25 protein-coding genes are annotated in these 22974 nt (G+C 61.9%); 7 read left to right on the top strand and 18 right to left on the bottom strand.

Features of this window, described 5'->3' with window-relative positions; all coding sequences use genetic code 11:
• The first annotated feature begins 72 nt into the window (after positions 1-72).
• Positions 73-663, top strand: a complete 591-nt coding sequence (gene clpP, locus KBY75_RS09570) for an ATP-dependent Clp endopeptidase proteolytic subunit ClpP (RefSeq protein WP_255023741.1) — start codon at positions 73-75, stop codon at positions 661-663.
• A gap of 84 nt (positions 664-747) precedes the next feature.
• On the opposite strand, the gene KBY75_RS09565 is transcribed toward clpP, so the two are convergent.
• The gene (locus KBY75_RS09565) at positions 748-1494 is read right to left on the bottom strand and encodes an outer membrane protein (protein WP_255023740.1); all 747 of its coding nucleotides are present in this window, start codon (positions 1492-1494) and stop codon (positions 748-750) included.
• Positions 1487-2566 carry an ecdysteroid 22-kinase family protein gene (locus KBY75_RS09560; RefSeq protein WP_255023739.1) on the bottom strand — a complete coding sequence of 360 codons (1080 nt, stop codon included), beginning with the start codon at positions 2564-2566 and terminating at the stop codon, positions 1487-1489. Before KBY75_RS09560 ends, KBY75_RS09565 begins: the two co-directional genes overlap by 8 nt.
• Before the next feature lie 178 nt (positions 2567-2744).
• On the opposite strand from KBY75_RS09560, the gene KBY75_RS09555 reads away from it, so the two are divergent.
• Positions 2745-3050, top strand: a complete 306-nt coding sequence (locus KBY75_RS09555; protein WP_255023738.1) for a hypothetical protein — start codon at positions 2745-2747, stop codon at positions 3048-3050.
• Here the strand turns inward: KBY75_RS09555 and ftsH are convergent, their stop codons facing one another.
• The 4 genes from ftsH to pyk form a co-directional block, all read right to left on the bottom strand.
• Positions 3051-4967: an ATP-dependent zinc metalloprotease FtsH gene (ftsH, locus tag KBY75_RS09550; protein WP_254999275.1), complete on the bottom strand. Its 1917-nt coding sequence runs from the start codon at positions 4965-4967 to the stop codon at positions 3051-3053.
• A 58-nt stretch (positions 4968-5025) separates the two neighbouring features.
• Positions 5026-5349, bottom strand: coding sequence for a DUF1830 domain-containing protein (locus tag KBY75_RS09545; RefSeq protein ID WP_254936643.1), 324 nt, complete (start codon positions 5347-5349; stop codon positions 5026-5028).
• A 141-nt stretch (positions 5350-5490) separates the two neighbouring features.
• Positions 5491-6720: an ABC transporter permease gene (locus tag KBY75_RS09540; RefSeq protein ID WP_254936314.1), complete on the bottom strand. Its 1230-nt coding sequence runs from the start codon at positions 6718-6720 to the stop codon at positions 5491-5493.
• A 23-nt stretch (positions 6721-6743) separates the two neighbouring features.
• Positions 6744-8528, bottom strand: a complete 1785-nt coding sequence (gene pyk, locus KBY75_RS09535) for a pyruvate kinase (protein WP_255023737.1) — start codon at positions 8526-8528, stop codon at positions 6744-6746.
• 57 nt (positions 8529-8585) lie between these two features.
• Between pyk and KBY75_RS09530 the strand changes: the two genes are divergently transcribed.
• Positions 8586-8915, top strand: a complete 330-nt coding sequence (locus tag KBY75_RS09530) for a nucleoside triphosphate pyrophosphohydrolase family protein (RefSeq protein ID WP_255023736.1) — start codon at positions 8586-8588, stop codon at positions 8913-8915.
• 47 nt (positions 8916-8962) lie between these two features.
• Positions 8963-9424: a hypothetical protein gene (locus KBY75_RS09525; protein WP_255023754.1), complete on the top strand. Its 462-nt coding sequence runs from the start codon at positions 8963-8965 to the stop codon at positions 9422-9424.
• Here KBY75_RS09525 and KBY75_RS09520 read toward each other — a convergent pair.
• Genes KBY75_RS09520 through ilvA form a run of 3 tightly spaced genes read right to left on the bottom strand, consistent with a single transcriptional unit; the run spans position 9418 to position 11838 of the window.
• A complete protein-coding gene (locus tag KBY75_RS09520; protein WP_254936311.1) occupies positions 9418-9705 on the bottom strand; it encodes a YggT family protein in 288 nt (95 codons plus the stop codon). The genes KBY75_RS09525 and KBY75_RS09520 overlap by 7 nt on opposite strands.
• A 23-nt stretch (positions 9706-9728) precedes the next feature.
• Positions 9729-10238 (bottom strand): SMC-Scp complex subunit ScpB, encoded by a 510-nt coding sequence (gene scpB, locus KBY75_RS09515; RefSeq protein WP_254936310.1) that lies wholly within the window; start codon positions 10236-10238, stop codon positions 9729-9731.
• A 28-nt stretch (positions 10239-10266) separates the two neighbouring features.
• Complete coding sequence (ilvA, locus tag KBY75_RS09510; RefSeq protein WP_254936309.1) at positions 10267-11838, bottom strand: threonine ammonia-lyase, biosynthetic; 1572 nt, start codon at positions 11836-11838, stop codon at positions 10267-10269.
• A 73-nt stretch (positions 11839-11911) separates the two neighbouring features.
• Here ilvA and dxs point away from each other — a divergent pair, with 73 nt between their 5' ends.
• Together dxs and KBY75_RS09500 are read left to right on the top strand one after the other, a co-directional pair.
• Positions 11912-13840 carry a 1-deoxy-D-xylulose-5-phosphate synthase gene (gene dxs, locus KBY75_RS09505; RefSeq protein WP_255023735.1) on the top strand — a complete coding sequence of 643 codons (1929 nt, stop codon included), beginning with the start codon at positions 11912-11914 and terminating at the stop codon, positions 13838-13840.
• Positions 13830-15038, top strand: a complete 1209-nt coding sequence (locus KBY75_RS09500) for an NAD(P)/FAD-dependent oxidoreductase (protein ID WP_255023734.1) — start codon at positions 13830-13832, stop codon at positions 15036-15038. The genes dxs and KBY75_RS09500 overlap by 11 nt, the downstream gene beginning before the upstream one ends.
• Before the next feature lie 62 nt (positions 15039-15100).
• On the opposite strand, the gene psaK is transcribed toward KBY75_RS09500, so the two are convergent.
• The 6 genes from psaK to KBY75_RS09470 are packed head-to-tail and all read right to left on the bottom strand — an operon-like array spanning position 15101 to position 18942.
• Complete coding sequence (gene psaK / locus KBY75_RS09495) at positions 15101-15358, bottom strand: photosystem I reaction center subunit PsaK (RefSeq protein WP_254936306.1); 258 nt, start codon at positions 15356-15358, stop codon at positions 15101-15103.
• A 55-nt stretch (positions 15359-15413) separates the two neighbouring features.
• A complete protein-coding gene (locus KBY75_RS09490) occupies positions 15414-16496 on the bottom strand; it encodes an ABC transporter substrate-binding protein (protein WP_255023733.1) in 1083 nt (360 codons plus the stop codon).
• Positions 16496-16825: a DUF3593 domain-containing protein gene (locus KBY75_RS09485; protein ID WP_255023732.1), complete on the bottom strand. Its 330-nt coding sequence runs from the start codon at positions 16823-16825 to the stop codon at positions 16496-16498. The genes KBY75_RS09490 and KBY75_RS09485 overlap by 1 nt, the downstream gene beginning before the upstream one ends.
• Positions 16822-17127, bottom strand: a complete 306-nt coding sequence (locus KBY75_RS09480) for a DUF2499 domain-containing protein (protein WP_255023731.1) — start codon at positions 17125-17127, stop codon at positions 16822-16824. The genes KBY75_RS09485 and KBY75_RS09480 overlap by 4 nt, the downstream gene beginning before the upstream one ends.
• A gap of 4 nt (positions 17128-17131) precedes the next feature.
• The gene (locus tag KBY75_RS09475) at positions 17132-17998 is read right to left on the bottom strand and encodes a hypothetical protein (RefSeq protein WP_255023730.1); all 867 of its coding nucleotides are present in this window, start codon (positions 17996-17998) and stop codon (positions 17132-17134) included.
• Positions 17999-18003: 5 nt separating this feature from the next.
• The gene (locus KBY75_RS09470) at positions 18004-18942 is read right to left on the bottom strand and encodes a sulfotransferase domain-containing protein (protein WP_255023729.1); all 939 of its coding nucleotides are present in this window, start codon (positions 18940-18942) and stop codon (positions 18004-18006) included.
• A 74-nt stretch (positions 18943-19016) separates the two neighbouring features.
• Between KBY75_RS09470 and csaB the strand changes: the two genes are divergently transcribed.
• Positions 19017-20096, top strand: coding sequence for a polysaccharide pyruvyl transferase CsaB (gene csaB / locus KBY75_RS09465; protein WP_255023728.1), 1080 nt, complete (start codon positions 19017-19019; stop codon positions 20094-20096).
• Positions 20097-20120: 24 nt separating this feature from the next.
• On the opposite strand, the gene KBY75_RS09460 is transcribed toward csaB, so the two are convergent.
• From KBY75_RS09460 to htpG, 3 genes are all read right to left on the bottom strand, one after another.
• On the bottom strand, positions 20121-20699 hold the full coding sequence (locus KBY75_RS09460; RefSeq protein ID WP_396098162.1) for a peroxiredoxin: 579 nt from the start codon (positions 20697-20699) through the stop codon (positions 20121-20123).
• Positions 20700-20706: 7 nt separating this feature from the next.
• The gene (rpmB, locus tag KBY75_RS09455; RefSeq protein ID WP_106501739.1) at positions 20707-20943 is read right to left on the bottom strand and encodes a 50S ribosomal protein L28; all 237 of its coding nucleotides are present in this window, start codon (positions 20941-20943) and stop codon (positions 20707-20709) included.
• Between the two features lie 102 nt (positions 20944-21045).
• On the bottom strand, positions 21046-22971 hold the full coding sequence (htpG, locus tag KBY75_RS09450) for a molecular chaperone HtpG (RefSeq protein WP_255023726.1): 1926 nt from the start codon (positions 22969-22971) through the stop codon (positions 21046-21048).
• Between the last annotated feature and the right edge of the window lie 3 nt (positions 22972-22974).

Raw genomic sequence — 22974 nt, 5'->3', positions numbered from 1 at the left:
GATTAGGCCAAGGTTGATCGACCTTAGCGGCCCAGGCTCAGTAGGATCGGAACCACTTGCGAATTCAGCTCCATGATCCCGATCGTGATTGAAGAGTCGGGCCGGGGTGAACGCGCATTTGACATCTATTCCCGGCTTCTGCGGGAGCGCATCATCTTTTTGGGTGAACCGGTCACTGCTGAGTCGGCCAACAGGGTTGTGGCCCAGTTGCTCTTTCTAGAGGCGGAAGATCCCGAGAAGGATATTTTCATGTACATCAATTCACCTGGCGGATCGGTATACGACGGTCTGGGAATTTTTGACACCATGCAGCACATCAAGCCAGATGTGCAGACCGTCTGCGTTGGTCTGGCCGCTTCGATGGGTGCCTTCCTGCTTTGTGCTGGCACCAAGGGTAAGCGCAGCAGCCTCACCCATTCGCGGATCATGATCCACCAGCCCTTGGGCGGCGCCCGCGGCCAGGCCAGCGATATCCGCATTCAGGCCAATGAAATCCTCTACTTGAAGCAGAAGCTCAATCAGGAGCTCAGCGATCGCACGGGCCAATCCCTGCCCCGCATCGAGGAAGACACCGATCGCGACTTTTTCATGTCACCCGCGGAGGCTGTTGAGTACGGCTTGATCGACAAGGTGATCGAAAAGAGACCCGTGCGTCCCGTTTGAGGGACTGAATAGCATTTCCAGTCTAGATCTGATTAAAAGTTTTTTTGAAAGAGTTTTTAAAAAGGGTTTTTTTAGGGTGTTTATTTAAAATGAGTAGCGCAAACTCAGCTGCACCCCATGGGCTTGCAGGGCTGCCTGGGTTCCGCCGATAGGGATCTTGGTGCCTGCTGGCAGCGTCGGTCGCGACAAGCCAGCCTGACCACTGCTGGTGCGCACATCCCCAAGGTCGCTAAAGCGATAGGCCAGGTCGAGATCTAGCCGCTTATTAAGGGGAATGCTGATGCCTGCGGTGAGTAGGTAGGCCAGATCGCTGGAGCTGCCATCGGGCGTGACAGTGGCAGCATTTGCAGCGATGCCAGGGAAGCGATAGGTAACGGAGCTAAGGCTGTTGCGGGCGACGCCCAGGCCGGCGCCAAGGAAAGGGCGAATCCGCCCCACTTTGGGCAGATCCACATAGGCAACCCCAAATCCGGCCACGGAGGAGGCTGAGCCAGTCACAGGTTGGTTGGCTCCGGCAAGCCCTAGGAAGTTGCTTTGGCCGCTGAATTCCAGCTCTGGCCGCCAGCTGAGCAGGGCTTCGGCCCGCAACCAGCTGTTGAAGCGATATCCCGCCGCCGCATCGATCACTGCTGCCGGCTCGAAGCTGCCTGAAGCTCCAAGGGCTTGGCCGTTATTGCCAGTGCCGCACCCAAATAGGGCAGGGGGCTGCAGGCTGGCACAGTTGTTGTCACTGAAACCATTGGCCTTTGGCCAATCGCTGCCTGCCCCCAGGCGCAGATAGGGGCCGGGAGCCAGCGGTGGGTTGGCGAGCTTTACATCAATATCAGCCATGCCAGGCACTCGGATCGGGCAGAGCTTGCCAGGCGTCAATTTCCAAGGCGTAGGCCGCATGACGCTGGATCGCGTCATCCATGAACAGGGCTGCCCTGATGGGAATGTCTGGGCCCGTGAAGGAATGCATGGCTATGCCGGCAGTGATGGTCCTTAGAGCTGCCAATTGCAAGTCGTATCGCGCCTCTTCAAGCGAGTAATCGCAAACTCCAAGCTTGAGTAGTTCTTGGTGCCACGCCAGCAGCAGGTCTTCATGACGTCCAAGCCGCTGAGCCTGGGGCGTGCTGCCGCCAATTAAAAAGGCGATATCAATAGCGGCTGAACTACGGCTGGCCCAGGACCAATCAATTATCACCGACTCCGGATCTTCCAGCGTATGGCCGAATAGCAAATTGTCGGCGCGCAGATCACCATGGACGAGGGTCCAAGGCCTGTCATTGAGAGCCTGATCAATGTCAGAGCTTTGCTCCAGTACGGCGCGATATAACCGGCAAACATCCGTGCCGAAGCGGACGCCGTAGGTGGCAAAGAAATCATCAACTATTTCGGCTTTGGGGTCTGCAAACCAGAAGCCATGGTTTGGCAACCAGCTGTGCTGGTTCAAGGAAGGATCAAGCCAGAATTCGGCGTGGATAGCAGCCATGCGCTGGATCGTGGCCAACGTTTCCTGGTAGCTCAGCCCGATGACTTGATCGCCTGAACGTAGGTGGGTCAGATCCTCGATCAGCAACCAAAAAGGTTCAGAGGAATTGGTTGCAAAGACTGAGGGTTTGTGATTCTCTATTCTTGGAGTGCAGTGAGTGTAAACACCCACCTCACGACCAAAGGCGTTATTCAGCCGGCTGAACTCATTGAAGTCCTTATTGGAGGTTTCACTTTTGAGAATTACGCTTGCTGGCCCTTTTTCCGGTGGATCACAGCTCAGCTCTAGTCGCCAAGTGGTCGATTGAAATCCCCTGGCCTCCCCCAGCAGCTTCGCTTCCAGGCTTTTGACGTTGGTGCCGAGAGCCTCGCCGATCCACTGCGGTTCGGGCTGCTTTACCAGCATTTCTGTGGGATCGATGGCCGCCATACCAAGAAGTCCAATTGGGTGCGTGGCTATGAACCTTAGTTGGGTTAGGGCCGCTTCCCTTTAGTGCTGGCCTGCGAATCATGGCTGGCATATAGGTCATCTTCAGTAGCTTCGAACACGGGTTGGTTGACGGATGGGACCAGCGCGGCCAAGTTGGGGCGCACTTCAGAACTGCCCTATGTACGCCACCCTGCGCGAATACGAGGGAATTAAGGATCCAGCTCAGGCCACCCAGCCTTTGCTTGATGGGCTGCTAGCTGAAATGCAAGCACTGCCAGGTTTTATTGCCTACTACTTCGTGGACGTGGGTGACGCCGGTGACCGGATGATCTCCCTAAGCGTGTTTGAGAGCAGTGAGGCAGCTGAGGAGTCGAATCGCGTGGCAGCCGGCTGGGTGGCTCGCTGGCTAGCTGAGCAACCACAAACAGCACCCACGGCGAGTCGCGTGGATGCCGGTCCTGTTATGGCTAGCGCCACTGCTTGATCAGCCGGCCAGCAGGGGCGAGAAGCGCTCCTTTTCTGGAATTGCCGTGAATTCGGCCACGATGGCGCGGAATTCTTCGCCATCGAGGCTCTCTTTCTCGATCAGTAGCTCAACTACCCGATCCATGCAGGCGCGGTGCTCTGCCACCAACTTGACGGTGTCTGCGTAGCAGCTGTGCACCATCTGGCGCACGGCGTCATCGATCTTGCTGGCAAGGCGATCGGAGCCATCACTGCGGGTCATTAGGTCGCGGCCCAAGAAAACCTCTTGGTTGCCAGCCTCAAAGGAGACCTGGCCAAGATCGCTCATGCCAAACCGGGTGACCATTTGGCGGGCAATTGAGGCGACCTGCTGGATGTCACCACCGGCACCGGTTGTGACCTCTGCGTGGCCGAAGACCACATCCTCGGCAGCCCGGCCGCCGAGGGCACCCATGATGCGAGCACGGAGCTGGGCCCGGCTCACCAACATCTGCTCCTCGTCTGGAGAGAACCAGGTAAGACCCTGGGCCTGACCCCGTGGGATCAGGGTGACCTTCTGAACAGGGTCATGGGCCTGAACCAGGGTTCCCACCAGGGCATGGCCCACTTCGTGATACGCGATCAGTCGCTTGCTGCGGCCATCGGTGAGGGGCTTGCCCTCCATGCCTGCAATGATCCGGTCAACGGCATCATCAATTTCGGCAAGTGAGGTTGCCTCCTTGCGGCGTCTGGCTGTGAGGATTGCTGCTTCGTTGAGCAGGTTGGCAAGATCGGCGCCTGAGAAGCCGGGGGTACGGCGTGCAATCACTTCGAGGCTCACATCGTCGGCCAGCTTTTTATCGCGGCTGTGCACCTTGAGCACAGACAGCCTTCCTTTGATGTCTGGCACATCTACTTGAACCTGTCGATCGAAGCGACCTGGGCGCAGCAGGGCTGAATCGAGCACGTCGGCTCGGTTTGTTGCAGCAATGATGATGATGCCGCTGTTGCCTTCAAAGCCGTCCATCTCGGTGAGCAGCTGGTTGAGGGTTTGCTCCCTCTCGTCGTTACCGCCGCCGACACCGGCACCACGCTGACGTCCAACCGCATCGATCTCGTCGATGAAGATCAAACAAGGGCTGTTTTCTTTAGCCCGCTTGAACAGGTCGCGAACCCGGCTGGCACCCACCCCAACAAACATTTCAACGAATTCAGAACCTGAAAGCGAGAAAAAGGGGACTCCAGCTTCGCCAGCAATTGCCTTGGCAAGCAGGGTTTTGCCGGTACCGGGAGGTCCTACCAGCAGCACGCCTTTGGGGATCTTGGCGCCAACTGAAGTGAAGCGCTCGGGGGTTTTTAGGAAGGTGACAACTTCCTGGAGGTCCTGCTTGGCTTCTTCAACACCAGCCACGTCGTCAAATTTGACGCCAGTTTCAGCTTCCATAGCGAAGCGGGCTTTTGTTTTGCCGAATTGCATCGCCTGACCGGGGCCCCCGGGCATGCCGTTGCCGCGGCGAGAAAGGAAGATCAGCGAACCGATCAGCAGCAATGGGAAGAGCAGATTGCCGAGCAATCCAAGAGCTGGTGGAGCGGTTTTGGGTGGATGAATATCGAAGCTGATGCCCTGCTCTTTGAGCTTGTTGACCAGCTCTGGAGCAACGCCGGGCAGGTCTACGCGCAGACGCTGCACCCGATTGTCGAGGTCAGGATCCACAGCCTCGATAACTGCACTGCGACCGCCGTCGAAGATGTCGACAGCTGTTACGCGGCCCGCATCGACGTAATCGAGGAAGCGGCCATAGCTCATTCTGGCTATTGCCGCATTGCGGGGAGCAACCGTGGCGCCTTCTGGTTTGAAACGGGCCGTGCCGCCGTTACCAAGCAGCTGCCATCCGAGGAATGCGACCACTGCAAGGGGCAGTAGCCAGAGGGCAATCAGACGCCAGCGCTGGTTCATAGCTGAGACACTTTGTTGACAAGTGTAACGGCGCCAGGGCCCCTCCCCGAGCCCAGCATCAGCTGGCCGTTGCCCAAGGCAGCTCGCCATCCGGCAGACCGGGGAGGTAGCCGCGCGAACTGGGCAGCGCTTCGAGTTGGGTCGGTTGGGCTGATTGAGCTGGTTGGCACGCTGCCTCGTTGAGTAGATCGCCTGCGTTAACGGTCTCCACCAATTCGGGGCCACCGAGGCCGTGGGTCCAGATCTTCACCACGCTGCTTGGTGGGCACTGGAAGCTGAGAAGCTCGAATGGAAACACCACTCGTTCGAGGAAGAACTCCTCGGGACCGATGCAGCGCAGGATCACCATCCGATCGCTGGTATTGCGGTAACTGCACGCCATGTGGGCCACGTCTGAATCCCGATTTCTCCACCCATAAAGCCACTGGCTTGAGTGCGGGTTTAGTGACGGAGGCCACTGTTTTTGGTTTTTAATGGTTTTTTCTGGTTTCGCCCTGTCGCGCTGCCGGCTCTCCAGAGCGTTTCAAAGGCTGCGCAAGGCAACGATTGGGTCGAGGCGCGCAGCCCGGCGGGCGGGCACTACGCCGAAGAAAAGGCCAATCGAACCGGACAGCCCCACCGTGACCAGCACCGTGGCCGCACCAATCGATGCCGGTAGGGGTGTCAGAGCGCCGACCACAGCCACCGTGCCAAGGCCCACCGCGCTGCCGATGACACCGCCGAGGCTGGCGAGCACCAGCGACTCCACCAGAAACTGCAGCAACACATCGCCACTGCGGGCCCCGAGGGCTTTGCGCAGGCCAATCTCCTCGGTGCGCTCACTCACCGACACCAACATGATGTTCATGATGCCGATGCCGCCTACCAGCAGCGAGACGGCACCAATGGCAGCCAGCATCAAGGTGAGGCCACCAGTGATTGTGCTCACAATCGTGAGGGCATCCTTCTGGGAGCGCACAGCAAAATCGTCTTCCCGCAGGATCCGGTGCCGCTGGCGCAGCAGGTTGGTGATTTGAAAGCTCGCGGCCCCCGTGCTCTGCTCGTCGCGGGCTTCGACGCTGATGAAATTAAGGCTGACCCCGTAGGTGGGGTCGCGTCCTGAAAGCTTGCTCACCATGGTGCTGAGGGGCACGTAGGCGTTCTCGTCTTGGTTTTGACCAAACACGGCTCCCTTGGGTTCAAGAACGCCGATCACTTCGAACAGCTGGTTGCGAATACGTAGCTGGCGCCCCACAGGCGCCTTGCCTGGAAACATCTTTGCGCCCAGGTCGGGCCCCACCACGGTGACATTGCGAGCGCCGTTGAGATCGCTGGCTGTGAAGAAGCGCCCCTGGGCAATCTCAAATTGACGTACCGGAAGAAACTCCGGTGTAACCCCGAAAATTGAAGTAGAGCTGCTCAGTCCGCCCGCCTGAACCACCTCGCTCAAGGTGATTTGGGGGGCTACCCGCTTGACGCTGGGTACCTGCTCGCCGATGGCAAGCGCATCTTCGAGCACGAGGTTTTTTGGGAAGTCAATGCCTTGGCGCCGGGTGTCGTTGTTGCCAGGCACTACAAACAGCACGTTGGCGCCGAGATTGCTTAGCTGCCCTTCGGCCAGGTTCTGGGCGCCTCGCCCCACCCCCACCAAGGTGATCACGGAGGCATTGCCGATGACGATGCCGAGCATGGTCAGCAAACTGCGCAACCGATTGGAGCGCAGGGTGCTCAGGGCCATGCCCACGGTTTCCCGCATGGGGAGCTTGGTTGGCATGGCTGCGGTGGCGGCGGCTGGCCTTAAACGATGGCGGGTCTGTCGTCGGCGTCGTGGCTGCGGGCGCCGCGATGCACCTCGCCGCGCTGGAGATCCAGGGTCACAATTTCCCCCTGACGCAGGTTGGCGATCGCGTTACAGACCCCGACAATTGTTGGTACGCCAGTGCGTTCGGCGATCAAGGCGGCATGGCTTTCGAGCCCACCGGCTTCTGTAATTACCCCTTTGGCTTTGCGAATCGCCTCGACGTAATCGGCGCTGGTTTCATGCACCACCAGGATTTCGCCAGATTGGATTGCCGCCGCTGCCTCTGGACTGTCAACCAGACGCACTCGACCGCTCACGGATCCAGTGCCGACGCCGGTTCCCCTAGAGAGCACGGCGGAGACGATGCCCACCTTGATGAAGTCGGTGGAGCCGCTGATACCCGAGAGGGTGCCGGCTGTTTGAACGACTAGGTCGCCATCACGTAGAAAACCCAGCTCGCGTGCCATGCCCATGGCCAGGCTGAAGGTGCTGGTGGAGGAGGCCTGCTCTTCCACTACCAAGGGGTTGACGCCCCAGCAAAGCTGCAGCTGCCGGGCCACATTCACCTCGCTGGTTATCGCCAGAATTGGGGTACTGGGACGGAACTTGCTGACATTGCGAGCAGTTGAGCCCCCCTTGGTGAGCGGCAAAATTGCGGCCGCATTGAGCTGTCGAGCAATGCTGCTCACCGCCTGGCAGATGGCATTGGGGATGGTGGTTGCCATGTGGCTATCGAGCACCCGCTGGGGGTAATCCCGCTCGATGCGCCGGGCGATTATGGCCATGGTGGCCACCGCTTCTACGGGGAAATCGCCCACAGCGCTCTCATTAGAGAGCATCACGGCATCAGTGCCGTCGAGGATGGCGTTGGCTACGTCGCTCACCTCGGCCCGGGTGGGCCTGGGGCAGCTCACCATTGAGTCGAGCATCTGGGTGGCCGTGATCACCGGGATGCCGAGACTGTTGGCCTTGCGAATCAGCTCCTTCTGCAACAGGGGAACTTCTTCTGCGGGCATCTCAACGCCCAGGTCGCCACGAGCCACCATCACCCCGTCGCAGAGGGGCAGGATGTCATCGATCTGATCAATGGCCTCAAACTTTTCGATCTTGGCCACCACAGGTGTGTTGTGGCCGTGGCTGCGGATCAGCTCGCGGATCTCGCGCATGTCCGAGGGGTTGCGCACAAAGCTCAGGGCTACCCAATCAACCCCCTGCTTCAGCCCAAAGGCCAGATCAATGCGGTCTTTCTCGGTGAGGGCACGGATAGAGAGCTGCACATCAGGGAAATTGACCCCCTTGTTGTTAGAGAGCACTCCACCAACGGTGACGCTGCAAAACAGGGTCTGCTGGGGCTTGTCGACGCTGTCGACCACCATCTCTACCCGGCCGTCATCAAGCAGGATGCGACTGCCTGGAACCACCTCATCGGCTAAGCCTGCGTAGGTGACGGTGGCAATCTTCTGATTGCAGGCCACATCCCTAGATGTGAGGGTGAACTGATCGCCCTTGGCCAGGGTGATCGGCCCATCGGCAAAGCGTCCCAAACGAATTTTGGGACCCTGCAGGTCTTGAAGGATGCCGAGCTCAATGCCCAGCTCCGTTGACACCTGGCGAATCGTGGCGATGCGAGCCGCATGCTCGCTGTGGTCGCCGTGAGAAAAATTGAGACGGAAAGTAGTGGCGCCGGCGGCCACCAACTCGCGCAGACGTTCGGCGGATTCCGTGGCAGGCCCGATCGTGGCCACGATCTTGGTGCGACGCATGAGATCGGGCTGGGGCATATAAACGCCAACAGACGACTGGAAACTACCATCCAGGCCTGCAATGGGCAGCCATAGGTGGATTTTCAGTTGTACCAAGAGCGTTGCCGCGCCACGGCCCGCTACCCAGATGTCGGCGCCAACCCCATCTATCCCACCTTGGGGCTGTGCGGTGAGGCTGGCGAGGTGGCCGACAAGGTCAAAAAGGTGCTGCGCGACCGGCAGGGCAGCTTCTCGCCTGAGGTGATTGCAGACCTGCAGCTCGAGCTTGGTGATGTGCTCTGGTACGTGGCCCAGCTCGCTTCTGAACTTGGCCTGGAGCTAGAGCAAATTGCCCAGACCAACCTCGACAAACTGGCCAGCCGCGCCGCCCGTAACGTGATTGGAGGCAGTGGTGACAGGCGGTGAGCAAGCAAGGTAATGAGCTTGGGCCATGGCATGGGCTCGCCAAGTGGCTGGGGCGGCTGCTCGGCCTCCTAGTCATTGGTGCGCTGCTGCTGCCAGCCCCTGCCTGGGCAGCAGATCTGCAGGTATCTGAGCTGAGCATCGAGCCCTGCCCCGCCGAGGACATCGGTGCCCAGCCGGAATTGCGGCGTCCCGCTGGCGCCAGCTGCTACGCCCTGCGCGGCAGCGTGGTGAATCCCACCCGCAAGCCCGTAGTTGACACCGACGTCTTTGCCCTGATCGTTGATTCAAGTGGCGAGCCGGTGCTGCAAAACCGCACCCGGGTGGGTTCGATCGGTGATGTGCCCCCTGGCACCTCTGCCTTTGCCCTGCGCCTATCGGTGCCGGCTGGCACCCCTGGACCGCTGAGCTTCCGCAATGTCAAGGCAAGGGGTTTCAGTGCTCCAGTGCGCAGCCGCGCTGGCGTCGATGACGAGCTGCTGCCTCTTGAACAGGCGTTAGCTGATCAGTAACCAGCTCCCAGCACCGAAACGCTGGCGCCTTCGAGCAGGCTCTGCACCAGTTGCAGGGCAATGAAGGCCACGATCGCCGAAAGGTCTAAGCCGCCTAGGGGCGGAATCAGGCCGCGGAAGGCGTTCAGGTAGGGATCGGTGATCGAGCTCACCGTCGAAAGCACGGGGTTGCCCCAGTCGAGATTGGGAAACCAGCTCAGCAACACCCGAACCAGCAACACCAGGGTGTAGATGCTGAGGGTCTGGGCCAGAACCTGCAGCAGGAAACTCAGGGCGTCCATGGAATTTTGTTAGTGGGCCAACTCTAGGCAGCTTGCTTCCAGAGGTCAGCCTCAGCCTTGATGGCAAAGGTGCGGTGGAACTTCTCGCTGAGGGTGAGCCAGTATGAGCGGCCCTCGCTTTGGCGCTTGCGCTCGATGAAATTTTGGGCCAGTAGCTCCTTGATGTGGTCGTAGGCGCCGGAGCCGCGCAACTCGACTAGATCCGATTGCAAGATCCGCTTTTTGAGGGCAATCGTGGCCAGGGTGCGCAGGGCGGCAGTGGATAGGTCCACAGGCAGGAGGTTTTGAACCAAGTCGCCCAGCCCATCGCGCAGCTGCAGGCTGTATCGGTTGCCCTCCTGGCGCACTTCAAGGGCCGTATCCCGGTGGGCGTAGTCGGTGATCAAGGTGATCAAGCCAAGCTCCGCTTCCTCTCGGCTAACCGCAGCGATCTCAGCAAGCTCTGCCAGGCTGAGGGGCCGACCTTTCAAGTAGAGGATCGCCTCCATCCGGGCGGGCAGGGATAGGCCCTGAATCAGCCCCTTGCTTTGCATGGCTGCAGGTTACCGCAGCTTTTTGGGCTCATGCCAGGGCTGGCAGGGGCGCGGAGCTGGGCCCCAAAAACAGCTTGTAGGCGGGGTTGGCCGATTCGTCCCAGTGCTGATAGCCCAGGCCATCGAGGAACTCCTGCCAGGCGGGTCTGTCAGCGCGAGGCACCTGCACCCCCACCACGATCCGCCCCACATCGGCGCCGTGGTTGCGGTAGTGAAAGATGCTGATGTTCCAATTGGCGTGTAGGGCGTCTACGAACGCCATCAGGGCGCCTGGTTTTTCGGGGAACTCGAAGCGATAGAGCAGCTCTTCGCCCTGCTCAAGCGCCGGGCCAGCGCTGGCGGGCAGGCGGCCGCCCACCATGTGGCGCAGGTGCAGCTTGGCCAGCTCGTTGTTGGAGAGGTCGAGGCAGGGGAAGCCTGCGTTTTGCACGTCGTTGATCAGTTGCTGCTCGTCGGCCGTGCCACTGGTCTGCACCCCCACAAAAATGTGAGCAACCCTGGGATCGGCCAGCCGGTAGCTGAACTCGCTGAGGCTGCGCTGGCCCAGCACGCCACAGAAGCGCCGCAGGCTGCCGGTCTGCTCGGGGATCTCCACCGCCAGCATCGCTTCGCGGTCTTCGCCGATCTCAGTGCGCTCGGCCACGAAGCGCAGCCGGTCAAAGTTCATGTTGGCGCCGCAGGCAACCGCTACCAAGGTTTGGCCGTGTAAGCCCTGTTGCACCACATCGCGCTTCATGCCTGCTATTGCCAAGGCTCCGGCTGGCTCCAGGATCGAGCGGGTGTCTTCGAACACGTCCTTGATGGCTGCGCAGATGGCGTCGGTGTCGACTGTCACCATGCGATCCACCGTTTGTTTCGCCAATTCAAAAGTGAGCTCACCGACGCGGCGCACCGCCACGCCATCGGCGAAAAGGCCCACCTGCTCAAGCTGCACCCGCTCCCCGGCGGCTAGGGAGCGGGTCATGGCATCAGCGTCCACCGGCTCAACGCCAACGATCTGAACTTGGGGCCAGAGGGTTTTGACGTAGGCGCCGATGCCGGCGATTAAGCCGCCACCGCCTACGGCCACATAAATGACGTCAGGCGGAGAGGAGCACTGGCGCAGGATCTCCAATCCGATCGTGCCTTGACCGGCGATCACATCGGGATCGTCAAAGGGATGGATGAAGCTGAGCCCCCGCTCAAGGCCTAGCCGCGTGGCTTCCGTGCAGGCGGCGTCGTAGTTGTCGCCGTGCAGCACCACCTCAGCGCCCCGGGCTGCCACCGCTTTCACCTTCATCTCCGGTGTGGTGACAGGCATCACAATCACGGCCCTGCAGCCCAACTTCTGGGCGGCTAGCGCCACTCCCTGGGCATGGTTGCCGGCGCTGGCGGCGATCACGCCCCGCTCCAGCTCGGCAGGCGAGAGGCCAGCCATTTTGTTGTAGGCGCCGCGCAGCTTGAAGCTGAACACGGGTTGCAGATCCTCGCGCTTCAGCAGCACTCGGTTGTGTAGGCGCGCCGAGAGATTCGGCGCTGGATCCAGTGGCGACTCAATGGCCACGTCGTAGACCCGCGCCCGCAGGATCCGTTGCAGATAGCTCTCAGGGGCCTCGCTCATCGCACCAGTGTCGCAATTCGGACCCCTGGGCGGAAGCTAAGGCCTAGATTGCACCTCACCTCCAGGGTTGTGCATGCATCTCAGCGAGCTGAGTCACCCGAATCAGCTGCACGGCCTCAGCACGGCAGAGCTTGAAGCCATTGCCCGCCAGATTCGTGAGCGCCATCTGGAGGTGGTGAGCACCAGCGGCGGGCACCTGGGTCCAGGGCTGGGAGTGGTGGAGCTCACCCTCGCCCTTTATCAAACCCTCGATCTCGACCACGACAAAGTGGTGTGGGACGTGGGTCACCAGGCCTACCCCCACAAGTTGATAACTGGCCGCTACAAGGATTTCGACAGCCTGCGCCAGAAGAACGGGGTAGCTGGCTACCTCAAGCGCAGCGAGAGCCGCTTTGACCATTTCGGTGCCGGCCATGCCAGCACCTCGATCTCGGCGGCCCTAGGCATGGCCCTGGCCCGCGATCGCCGCGGTGAAGAATTCAAATGTGTAGCGGTGATCGGCGATGGCGCCCTCACCGGTGGCATGGCGCTAGAGGCGATCAACCACGCCGGCCACCTGCCGAAAACCAATCTGGTCGTGGTGCTGAACGACAACGACATGTCGATCAGCCCGCCGGTGGGGGCCCTTTCCACCTACCTCAACCGCATGCGGCTGAGCCCACCCCTGCAGTTTCTGCAGGGCAATGCCGAGGAGGCGATCAAGCACCTGCCCTTCCTGCACGGCGAGCTGCCCAACGAGCTCAAGACGCTCAAAGAGAGCATGAAGCGTTTGGCGGTGCCCAAGGTGGGTGCGGTGTTTGAGGAGCTGGGCTTCACTTACATCGGCCCAATCGATGGCCACGACATCGCCGGCATGGTGCGCACCTTTGAGCAGGCCCACCGCACCGAGGGGCCTGTGCTGGTGCATGTGGCCACCACCAAGGGCAAGGGCTACGCCTACGCCGAAGCCGATCAGGTGGGCTACCACGCCCAGAGCGCCTTTGATCTGGCCACTGGCAAGGCCTATCCCTCCAGTAAGCCGAAGCCACCCAGCTACAGCAAGGTGTTTGGCCAGACGCTGGTGAAGCTCTGCGAACAGGACCCCACCGTGGTGGGTATTACCGCTGCCATGGCCACCGGCACCGGCCTGGATCTGCTGGAGAAGGCTTTCCCGGCCCAGTATTTCGATGTGGGCATCGCCGAGCAGCACGCCGTCACCATGGCGGCTGGTATGGCCTGCGAGGGCCTCAAGCCCGTGGTGGCTGTTTACAGCACCTTCCTGCAGCGCGCCTACGACCAGTTGATTCATGACGTCGGCATTCAGAACCTGCCCGTCACCTTCGTGCTCGACCGGGCCGGCATCGTTGGCGCCGATGGCCCTACCCATCAGGGGCAATACGACATCAGCTACTTCCGCGCTGTCCCCAATTTCACGGTGATGGCGCCCAAGGATGAAGCTGAGCTGCAGCGCATGCTGGTGACCTCAATTCACCACAGTGGTCCCTGCGCCCTGCGCATTCCCCGCGGCGAAGGCGAGGGGGTTCCTTTGGCTGAAGAAGGTTTTGAACCCTTAGAGATCGGCCGGGGCGAGCTGCTCACCGACGGCGACGACCTGCTGATCGTGGCCTACGGCGCCATGGTGGCCCCGGCGATGGCTACGGCCGGACTGCTGCAGGAAAAGGGCATCCGCGCTGCGGTGATTAATGCCCGCTTCCTGCGGCCCCTGGATGAGGCCCTGATCCTTCCGCTGGCAAAGCGCATCGGCAAGGTGGTGACCATGGAAGAAGGCTCCTTGGCGGGTGGCTTCGGTGCCGCCGTGGTGGAAACCCTCAGCGACCACGACGTCCTGGTGCCCGTGTTGCGCATCGGCATCCCCGACGTGCTCGTGGACCATGCCAGCCCGGAGCAGAGCAAGCAGAGCCTGGGCCTCACCCCGCCCCAGATGGCGGAGCGGATCATCACCCGTTTTGGTGCTCCTCTTCAGAGCAGTATCCCTGCTCCGGCTGCGCCCGTTGCTGTCTGAACCGGAGCCCTACGACTGTGATGTGCTTGTGGTGGGTGCTGGCCCTTCGGGTGCTGAGCTAGCCCGCCTACTTGCCCAGGCTGGAGTTGATGTGCTGCTGGTTGATCGGCTTAAGCATTTGGGTCAAGCGGCTTTCAGTAGTGCGGCCCTGCCGCTTGAGACCCTCGATCGCTTTGGCATACCCGCTCACGTTGTGGCGGCGCGCTGGAGTGGCTGGCAGCTGGTGGGACCAGGCGAGCAGCGGCGGCTGTGGAGCGCAGAGCAACCCCTCGGCGCCGTGCTCGAGTTTGGCGCTCTGCGCCAGTGGCTAGCTGACCAGGCCCAGGCCTGGGGCGCCCGCCTGCAGCTCGGCGTCACGGCCATTGGCTGGCATCAAGATGGCCCTGGCGTGTGCACCGTGGTGCGCGATGGCGCTGCTGGTCGCCGCCTGCTGCGCAGCCGCTGGCTGGTGGATGCCAGCGGCGAGGGCCGCGCCCTGATTGGCGAGCAGGCAACGCTGGCCGATCCGTTGGTGGCCGGCCTGGGGGTGGAGTGGTTGCTGCAGGTGGATCCCGAGCAGCAGCGGCCCTGGGCAGACCGGCTCAGCTTCTTCCTTGGCAGCGACTGGGTGCGGCAGGGTTACGGCTGGGTATTTCCGATGGCACCGGGCCAGCTCAAGGTGGGGGTGTGTCGCTTGGCCGATCCCAGCCGTGCCCAGCCAGCGCTGGCTCTAGAGCTGGGCGCCCTGGTGCAGCGCTGCGGCCTAGGCCAAGCCGAGGTGCTCGATCGCCATGGGGGACGCATTCGCAGCACGTTGCGGCGCCATGAACCACACCGGCTGGGCAGGCTGATCGGCCTAGGTGACGCGGTGAGCACGGCCAACCTGCTGGGTGGTGAGGGCATCCGCCACGCCCTAGCCAGTGCCCGCGTGCTGGCACCGCTGCTGCTGAAGGCCCTGGCCAAGCCAGCAGGCTCTGCCGGCCTAGATCAATACCCGAGCCTGTTAAGGCGGGAGCTGGGCTGGCGCTGGAGCCTGAGTGGCCGCCTAGCTAGGCGCACCTGGCTAGGACTGGCTGATGCCAGGGCCGATGCTCGCCTGGAGCGCCTGCTGGCTGGCTTGCAAACCCGGCGGGCGGAGGATCTCTCCGCCCTGTTGTTTGACTACCGCTTTGAGCGTTACGGGCTTAAAGCGCTGCCCTACTTACTGGGTTGGCGTTGAGCCCTGAGGGTGGCGCTCAGCCCTGAGGGTGGGTCTCAGCCCTGAGGTTGAAAGCCAGGTTTTCACACCACGCCGCGGGAGGCCAGGCCAAGGATGGCGCCCATGCCGAGGATGTGGCCGAGGCTCAAGGTGCCGAGCATGGCGCCGTGGCTGAAGCCGCCAAATAGGCCGGCGCTGGGCAGCTTCAGACCAACGTTTTGATGTTGGATCGTGGCCTTGCCTAGGGCGATGGCAATCACGTTGCAGACAATCATCACCAACGCCACCTTGGGTGACCAGGTGATGGTGGCGGGGGCAAGGGCCAGGAGGGGAGCAATCATGGAGCAGGTGCCAACGCCCCATCTTCCGGGCAGCACCGCCCATGGATGATCCGGCTTAAGACTTGTTCATTGCCTGCTGCCGCAGCCGGGTGACTACGCCGTCGCGCTTGAGCCTGCCAAGCGCTTCATTGATCCGGGTTTCCAGGTCTTCGCTGATGCCTGGTGAGAGGGCGAATGCCTGGGATTGGGGGTTGAGGTTGCGCAGTGTCAGCCCGTAGCGCTTGTGGGGCAGTTGCTGCAGCAAAAAGTCGAGCTGGATGTCGTCGGCGAGCACCGCATCCACGGCATCAGCCACCAGCAGGCTGTCGGCGCGGATCACTTGATCCAGCTCTCGCAGCTGAATCGGCGGCTGCAGGCCAGAGTCGTTGAGTCTTTGCAGTAGGTCGTCGCTGACGGTGCCACGCCGCACGGCAACCCGCTGGCCAGCGAGATCGTTGAGGTTGCGGATGTGGCGGCTCGCCAATTCCTGGTTGCCCCGCACGACGTTCAAGGTGACGTAGCTGACCAGCAGCGAGGCAGTGATGATCCGCACCAAGTAGGCAAGGAAGACCAAGGTGTGGCCCCTTGAACTAACTACCACGGTGTTTGTGCCAGGTCCGGTGGCTAGCACCTGAAAGATCAGGGCGAAGGCGCGTCGCGGCCCGATCTCCCAGCTGCTGGGCTTACTGCCGTTGCGCTCCACCTGCCAGACAGCCACGCTCAACAGGCTTATCAGCAGCACGTAGGCCAGCAGCAGCCTGATCAGATCAGGAGCCAGCAGGGCGCGCAGAAGGGAACTGCCGAGCTCCAGCTGGTTGCGTTTGACCATCACCCCCAAGCCCGATTCCTGAAAGGGCAGGCTGAAGCGGTTCTGGCGGATGCGTTCTGGTGAGATGGTGATGCAGCCGATCGCGACGTCTACTTCGTTGCGCTTGGTGGCCGCCAGCAGCTCGGTTGTGTTGTCAGCTGGCACCAGTACATAGGGAATCTGCTCCTGGTCGGCGACCTGTTGCCAAAGTTCCACGGCCATGCCACTCCAGCTGCCCCGCTGGCGGTAGGAGCAGGGCTGGGAGCCATCCGCTACACCGACCCTTAATACGGGTGCAGCCTGGCTGGGCCCAGCAGCCAGGCTGAAGGCGATCGCCAGGAGCCAGAGCATCAGGATCGGGGCGGTTGGGCCGTGATCACGGCGCCGATCCCGCTGAAGCCAAGCACCACCAGCAGGTTGGAGATCGTGAGCAGCGATTCAGCTCCCCCATGCAGGGGATCCACATTGGCCAGCAGCTCGCCGTAGCGCAGCTGGGCCACGATGGCGGCGGCAATCGTGACAGCCACAAAAACCAGGGTGAATTGAAAACCCCGCAGGGCCAGCTTGGGGAACCCCTCAATCCGCCCTGCCCACCAAAGGAAGGCCAGATAGGGGAGTAGCGACAGCACGAACAAAGGCGTGGGGTCGATGCCGGCAAGCCAGCCGAGGGGACCGCTCATGGCGCCGCCTGCCGCTGCTGACGCAGCAGGTTCCAGGCTGCTAGGGCCAGGGCGGCGTTGCCAATGGTGGTGAGGCCCGCTTGAAACACCACCAGGCCCTGCAGGTTTGGGCTGTTGTCAAACAGATGCCAGGTGCAGGCAGCCATGGCGCTCACCAAGGCGGGCAACATTGCCAGGCTCAACCAACGCCAACCGCCCTCCCGGCGCACCACACCGAGGCGCTGCACGGCCACCATCGCTACCACCCACTCGAGCACCGAGGTGACGTGAATCCACCAGGTGGGTAGGGAGAGGGCATGCATGGGGTCAGAGCAGGGGCGTGAGCTTCTCCTCGGAGCGTGACACGTCCTGGATGCGGCGGCGCAGGGTGTCGACCAGTTCGGCAATGGCCGGTGCGTTTCGGTTGTCGTGCAGCACCACCAGGCTCTCTACGTAATGGGAGGGCACGGCAACATCTAGCTCAACCACCGGCAGGGTGGATCGCAAGCTTTTAAGCATCAGGCTGTTGGCGAAGTACACGGCCTCTTTCTGACTTTGTCCAGCGAATGCGTAAGCCTGGTCTGGCTGGAAGTGATGTTGGAAGAATTTGTGAATGAACAGCTTCTGGGCGCGGGGATTAAACGGGAAGGTAGAGATCTGGCAGCACGATCCGATCTCCAGTCGGGTTGGGCTGGAGATATCAACCACACGAGAGTCCGCCAGGGTCACCAGATGGATTGGCGAGCGGTATAGGTCGAAGCAGGTGAAGCGATGGTCGTCGCTGGACGGTCGTTCGGGCAGGGTTGCCAGGCAGGCGTCGACCACCCGCTCCTTCAGCAGGTCCAGACAGTGATGGGGCGACCCCGGCCTATCGCTGGGGTTGATGACCCAGCCGTGCGGCAGCGGCCTCAGCAGGTGGTCGTGACTCCATGCCGGAGCCTGCAGTCGCAGGGGGCGGTTGCGATGGATTCGATTGACTTGGTGTACCTCTCTCTCCATACGCAACAGCAGGGAATTTCCCCTCAGGTGCCACTGGGCGCCTCTGCGTTGCAGCTTGAGGCCGAGGTTGGACTCGGCCTGACGGACCCGCCTGGACACCGTGCTCTGATTGCAGCGAGCCCGATCTCCGGCTAGGGCACCACTCCCAAGCCAGATCAACAGATCCAGAGCTTCCAGTGTCTCAACGGTGACCATCGCGCCTAGCCATCCACCGTGGGCAGTTGTTGATCGCAGCTTCGATGGAGCCAGCGGTGGCATTCGGGGCTAAGGGCACTGCGGCTGACCCGTTCGTAGGCCTCCAGCTGCTCCGGCCGCAGCACCCCCCGCCAACGCCCGTTGGTACCCCGATAGAGGAAAGATTCGGCGCCCCCCTGCCAGAGACGCCCGCCGCAGGGCACATAGGTGGCGCTTTGCCGCCGCATGGCTTTGAAGTCGACGGCGGCACACACCATCTCTAAGCGCTCCGGGTCGGGGTCGAGGCCGAGGAAGCTGGTGATCCGCTGCACCTGAGCCAGGAGATCGGCCTTGAGGTCGTTGTAGTGGAGTAAGAGAATGTTGGGTTGTTGGTGGTGATCCCACCAAGACTGCACGTTGTGAAAGAAGGACCAGTAGGGCCACCCGTCCTGCTCCCAGCTCAGCCAGCCGCGCTGCAGCCAGTCATCAAAGAAGGTGTGCACATCGGCGGGGGGGAGCGGAAAGGTATCTCCCCGTTCGTTGGGCACTTGGTTGACTAGCTGGTGGGCTTCATCACTCCAGTTAAAGTAGTGATTCCAGAGCGACATCGCCACATCCCGTCCATCGCGGGCGATGTATAAAAACGAGCGCTGGTGGTCCCAGGGGAGGGCATCTAGGGGCAGATGGCTCTTGATGAAGCGGCGGTGGCGTTGCTGCTCCAGGGTTTGCTGCAGGGCCTCAAGATCGTGATAATTCGCCTCCAGCCAGGGGGAGAGCTCTGCCAGCGAGGCGGGCAATTCGCCCTCAAACAGCAGATGGGCCACGATCGACTGCAGCCAAGTGGTGCCGCTCTTGTACGGACTGGCGATGATGATGTCGTCCCCGCGCGGCTTGAGCCCATTCCAGCGCTGGCTATCGAAGTGGTGATTGCGGATGCGGCGCGTGCATTGAGGATCAGGGCTCACTAAACCGTAACAGTGCAAAAACTTAGAGCAAGTTAGGTAGGCTGAAAGACTATTTGGGTGCTTTCGAGCGGTCTGTGGTCGCAACCCGCCAGAAGATCTCGGTACCGCCGCGGCGGCTCTTGCTCTGCGGTTACTACGGCGAGCACAACCTCGGGGATGATGCCCTGCTGGAGGTGCTGCTGGGCCAGTTGCCTGCGGGTTGCCAGGCCACGGTCACAGCCCATGACGGTGCCCTGGTGCGGGAGCGCTTTGGGGTTGATACGGTGGCGCGCCGCAGCCTGCCCCTGGTGCTCAAGGCGCTGCGGCACTCTGACGCCTTGGTGCTTGGCGGCGGCAGCCTGCTGCAGGATTCCACCAGTTTCAAGAGCCTGCTTTATTACGCAGCTCTGATTGGGGCCTCCCGCTTGCAGGGCAAGCCTGTGCTGCTTTGGGGCCAGGGGCTGGGACCCCTGCAGCGGCGGCGCAGCCGCTTGCTGGTGGGCCGCCTGCTGCGCTTGGCAACGGCTGTGAGCTGGCGGGATCCGGAGTCGGCGGCTCTGGCCAGGAGCCTGGGGCGCGAGGGACCGGTGGGCAGCGATCCCGTCTGGGCCCTAGAGCCCCAGCCATGGCGAGGTAGGGGCGGCCCCCTAGTGCTTTGCTTTCGCCCCACCCGCCAGTTGCAGGGCTCAGCGTGGAAGCCCTATTTGGCAGCTCTAGATCAGTTGGCCGCCAGCCACGATCGGGAGGTGATCTGGCTGCCTTTTCACGCCAATCAGGACCGGGGCCTACTGGAGCAGCTGCGCAGCGAGCAGCTGCTGCCGCCAGGGCTGGCAGCCCGCAGTCGGGAGGTGCTGGCTGAGCGGCCCCAGGAGGCGATGGCCATATGCAGCGGCGCTGGCTTGGTGGTGGCGATGCGGCTGCACGGCCTGATCCTTGCGGCCCTCTCCGGTGCTCCCTGCGCCGCCCTCAGCTACGACCCCAAGGTGGCTGCCGCCGCCGCCAACCTGGGCTGCCCCTGTCAGAGCCTGGACGCGGCGCCATCGCCAGCAATGCTGGCCAGCTGGGATGGGGCGCTCGACACCCCGCCGCCCGCTTCCCGGTTGCTGGAGCTGCGTCGGCAGAGCGAAGTACACCAGCAAGTATTTGCATGTCTGGACCCACGGGCTGGTTTATGACCTATCGGCTGCTTTAGGGCCCGATCAGCTGGCCTGAAACTGCTGCAAGGCGCTGAGCACTTCGGCGCTGTGGCCGCTGGGACGGACCGCCACCCATGTGGAGCGCAATATGCCTGAGGGGTCGATCAGGAAGGTGTGGCGCTGGGAGAAAGGTGCGATCCAGCTGCCGTAGGCGCGGCTCACAGTGCCAGCTGGATCTGACAGCAAGGGAAAGGCCAGCCCTTCGCTGCTGCAGAAATCGGCGTGGGATTCGGCGTCATCGGCGCTCACCCCCACCACGGCCGCATTGGCGACAGTGAAACTGGCCAGGTCTTTTTGAAAACCGCGGGCTTCGATCGTGCAGCCGCCGGTGAAATCACGGGGATAGAAGTAGAGCACCAACCATTTGCCCTGGAAGTCGGCCAAATTCAACCGGGTAGGCACGGCTTCACCACCGGCTGCTGGCGCAATGCCGGCTAGGTCGAAATCAGGGGCGGATTGGTTGAGAGCGGGCAGGGTGCCTCCCAAAGCAAAAGCCTGTCGGCTAAATGCCAACAGGCTTGCAGCACCCGCTGTTGCGGGCATAAGAGCAGCTAGGCCCTGCAGAACTGCCCGACGCCGCATCGGAGGCTCAGATTTTTGCCAGGTTGACGCCCAGTTCTTTGGCGTAAGCGCCCAAACCCTTCTTCTGAATGGTTTTCAGAGCGCGGGTGGAGACGCGCAACTTGATAAAGCGGTTGCCTTCGGCCCACCAAAGACGGCGCTCCTGCAGATTTACCTGCTGGAGCTTCTTGGTGCGCACGTGGGAGTGCGAGACGGCCATGCCGTTGTTGGCGCGCTTGCCGGTGAGCTGGCAGACCCGGGACATGACCGATTTCCGAAACGACTTGCAGGGACTAAACCCAGATGAACATCCTATCAAAGTGCAGATCCAGCCTGGGCTGGCCCTGCCGCTAGCTACCTGAGGGAGTCAGAGCCCCCTCTGCATCAACTGCCCCATCAGGGTGGAGCTGCGCTGCTGGAAGCCGGCCAGCTCGTTGGGCTCAAGACCGCCCACCGCCAGGCGGGCCAATTCATACACATGGCGGCCAAGATCATCGGCCAGCTGCTGGCTGGGGGAGCTGCCGCCACTGCCACCGGTTGTGATCACCGAACCGGCCGAGAGCTTGAGCAGGCCCTCCACCAGGGGGTGCTTGCGGTTCACCAGCAGCACGTGGTGATCGGGCAGGCCCGGCAGGCGCTGCTCCATCAGGGCGCCCATGTCGTTGATGCGGCGCATCTGCTCCGGCAGCAGGATCAGGGCGGCGGGGGCGTTGTCACCCTTGAGGGCCTGCACCTGGATGGTCACCTTGTCGTTGGCCAGAGCTGCTTTGAATAAATCGCGCAGCTTTTCGGAATTGTCATTGCCGTCTGCGTCGCTGATCTCGCTTTCTTTCTCCTGCAGCGATTCATCCAGCTCGCTGTCCACCCGCTGGAACTTGAGCTCCTCGTGACGGTATTCCAGCCAGGGGATGAACTGCGTGTCGATGAAGGTGTCGGCCAGCAGCACTTCGGCCCCCTGGCTCTTCCATAAAGCAAGGGCCCCAGCCTGGCCGGCCTCATCGGTGCAGTAGAGGATGCGCTTGTCGTTGGCGGCATCCAGGCGGGTGCGGTAGCCAGCCAGGGTGGTGTAGGCCTTGCCGCCTTCGCCGGGGATGGGGTCAATGCTCTCGCCTTCGCCAGGCTCCTGCTCCGTGGGCGACGCACTAGTGCCAAATAGCACCAGATCGGCCACCTGGTCGGCGAACTTTTCATCCTCCATGGCGCCGATCTTGATGAAGGGGGCCAGCGACTCCCAGCTTTCGGCGTAGCGCTTGGGGTCGTCGCGATGTAGCTCCTTGAGCCGGTCGCCCACCTTCTTGGCCACGAAGCCGCCGATCGAGCGCACTCGCCGGTCGGTTTGCAGAGCGGAGCGGCTCACGTTCAGGGGGATGTCGGGCGAATCGATCACGCCGCGCAGGGGCAGCAGGTAGCGGGGCACTACCTCCTTGATTGAATCGCTAACGAACACGTTGTTGCAGTAGAGCTTGATTTCGCCTTTCTCCCAGTCGGCCCGGCCAGTGGATTTGGGGAAAAACAGGATGCCCTGCAGGTTGTAGGGGTAGTCGGTGTTTAGGTGCACCCACAGCAGGGGATCGCCCTGGAAGGGGTAGAGGTAGCGGTAGAGCTCGATGTAGTCGTTGTCGCTGAGATCCCTAGGGCTCTTGCGCCAAGGGGCTTCGCGCTTATTAACGGTTTCGCCTTCCAGCTGCACTTCCACCGGCAGGAAGTCGCAGTAGGTGGTTATTAAGGTGCGGATGCGGGCCGGCTCGATGTATTCGAGCTCTTCCTCCATCAGGTGCAGGATCACGTCGGTGCCGGGCTCGCTGCGCTCGGCCTGCTCCAGGCTGAAGTTGGGGGAGCCATCACAGCTCCAGCGCACCGCCTCAGCGCCAGCGCTGGCCGAGAGGCTCACCAGCTCCACCTGCTTAGCCACCATGAAGCTGGAATAGAAGCCCAGGCCGAAGTGGCCGATGATCGCGTCGTTTTCTTGCTTGTATTTCTCGAGGAAGTCTTCGGCGCTGGAAAAGGCCACCTGGTTGATGTAGCGCTTCACCTCATCGACATTCATGCCGATGCCGTTGTCGGAGATGGTGAGGGTTTTGGCCTCGCGGTCGATACGGATCGAAATCTTGGCTTCAGGCCCTTCGCTGCAGTCGCCAGCCATAGCCGCCATGCGCCGCTTGCTAATGGCATCCACGCCATTGCTCACCAGCTCCCTCAGAAACACCTCATGGCCGCTGTAGACGGCCTTTTTGATGATTGGAAAGATGTTTTCGGTGTGGATCTGAATCTGGCCCTGTTCCAGCACCGTCATGGC

Source organism: Cyanobium sp. T1G-Tous, assembly GCF_024345455.1.
Lineage (GTDB): Bacteria > Cyanobacteriota > Cyanobacteriia > PCC-6307 > Cyanobiaceae > Cyanobium_A.
This window is presented reverse-complemented; position numbering and strand designations above follow the sequence as displayed.

Excerpts from the sequence above, each read along its gene's own strand:
- clpP (WP_255023741.1), top strand. The coding sequence starts at position 73 with ATGATCCCGATCGTGATTGAAGAGTCGGGCCGGGGTGAACGCGCATTT.
- KBY75_RS09565 (WP_255023740.1), bottom strand. The coding sequence starts at position 1,494 with ATGGCTGATATTGATGTAAAGCTCGCCAACCCACCGCTGGCTCCCGGC.
- KBY75_RS09560 (WP_255023739.1), bottom strand. The coding sequence starts at position 2,566 with ATGGCGGCCATCGATCCCACAGAAATGCTGGTAAAGCAGCCCGAACCG.
- KBY75_RS09555 (WP_255023738.1), top strand. The coding sequence starts at position 2,745 with ATGTACGCCACCCTGCGCGAATACGAGGGAATTAAGGATCCAGCTCAG.
- ftsH (WP_254999275.1), bottom strand. The coding sequence starts at position 4,967 with ATGAACCAGCGCTGGCGTCTGATTGCCCTCTGGCTACTGCCCCTTGCA.
- KBY75_RS09545 (WP_254936643.1), bottom strand. The coding sequence starts at position 5,349 with ATGGCGTGCAGTTACCGCAATACCAGCGATCGGATGGTGATCCTGCGC.
- KBY75_RS09540 (WP_254936314.1), bottom strand. The coding sequence starts at position 6,720 with ATGCCAACCAAGCTCCCCATGCGGGAAACCGTGGGCATGGCCCTGAGC.
- pyk (WP_255023737.1), bottom strand. The coding sequence starts at position 8,528 with ATGCCCCAGCCCGATCTCATGCGTCGCACCAAGATCGTGGCCACGATC.
- KBY75_RS09520 (WP_254936311.1), bottom strand. The coding sequence starts at position 9,705 with ATGGACGCCCTGAGTTTCCTGCTGCAGGTTCTGGCCCAGACCCTCAGC.
- scpB (WP_254936310.1), bottom strand. The coding sequence starts at position 10,238 with ATGCAAAGCAAGGGGCTGATTCAGGGCCTATCCCTGCCCGCCCGGATG.
- ilvA (WP_254936309.1), bottom strand. The coding sequence starts at position 11,838 with ATGAGCGAGGCCCCTGAGAGCTATCTGCAACGGATCCTGCGGGCGCGG.
- dxs (WP_255023735.1), top strand. The coding sequence starts at position 11,912 with ATGCATCTCAGCGAGCTGAGTCACCCGAATCAGCTGCACGGCCTCAGC.
- psaK (WP_254936306.1), bottom strand. The coding sequence starts at position 15,358 with ATGATTGCTCCCCTCCTGGCCCTTGCCCCCGCCACCATCACCTGGTCA.
- KBY75_RS09490 (WP_255023733.1), bottom strand. The coding sequence starts at position 16,496 with ATGCTCTGGCTCCTGGCGATCGCCTTCAGCCTGGCTGCTGGGCCCAGC.
- KBY75_RS09485 (WP_255023732.1), bottom strand. The coding sequence starts at position 16,825 with ATGAGCGGTCCCCTCGGCTGGCTTGCCGGCATCGACCCCACGCCTTTG.
- KBY75_RS09480 (WP_255023731.1), bottom strand. The coding sequence starts at position 17,127 with ATGCATGCCCTCTCCCTACCCACCTGGTGGATTCACGTCACCTCGGTG.
- KBY75_RS09475 (WP_255023730.1), bottom strand. The coding sequence starts at position 17,998 with ATGGTCACCGTTGAGACACTGGAAGCTCTGGATCTGTTGATCTGGCTT.
- KBY75_RS09460 (WP_396098162.1), bottom strand. The coding sequence starts at position 20,699 with ATGCGGCGTCGGGCAGTTCTGCAGGGCCTAGCTGCTCTTATGCCCGCA.
- rpmB (WP_106501739.1), bottom strand. The coding sequence starts at position 20,943 with ATGTCCCGGGTCTGCCAGCTCACCGGCAAGCGCGCCAACAACGGCATG.
- htpG (WP_255023726.1), bottom strand. The coding sequence starts at position 22,971 with ATGACGGTGCTGGAACAGGGCCAGATTCAGATCCACACCGAAAACATC.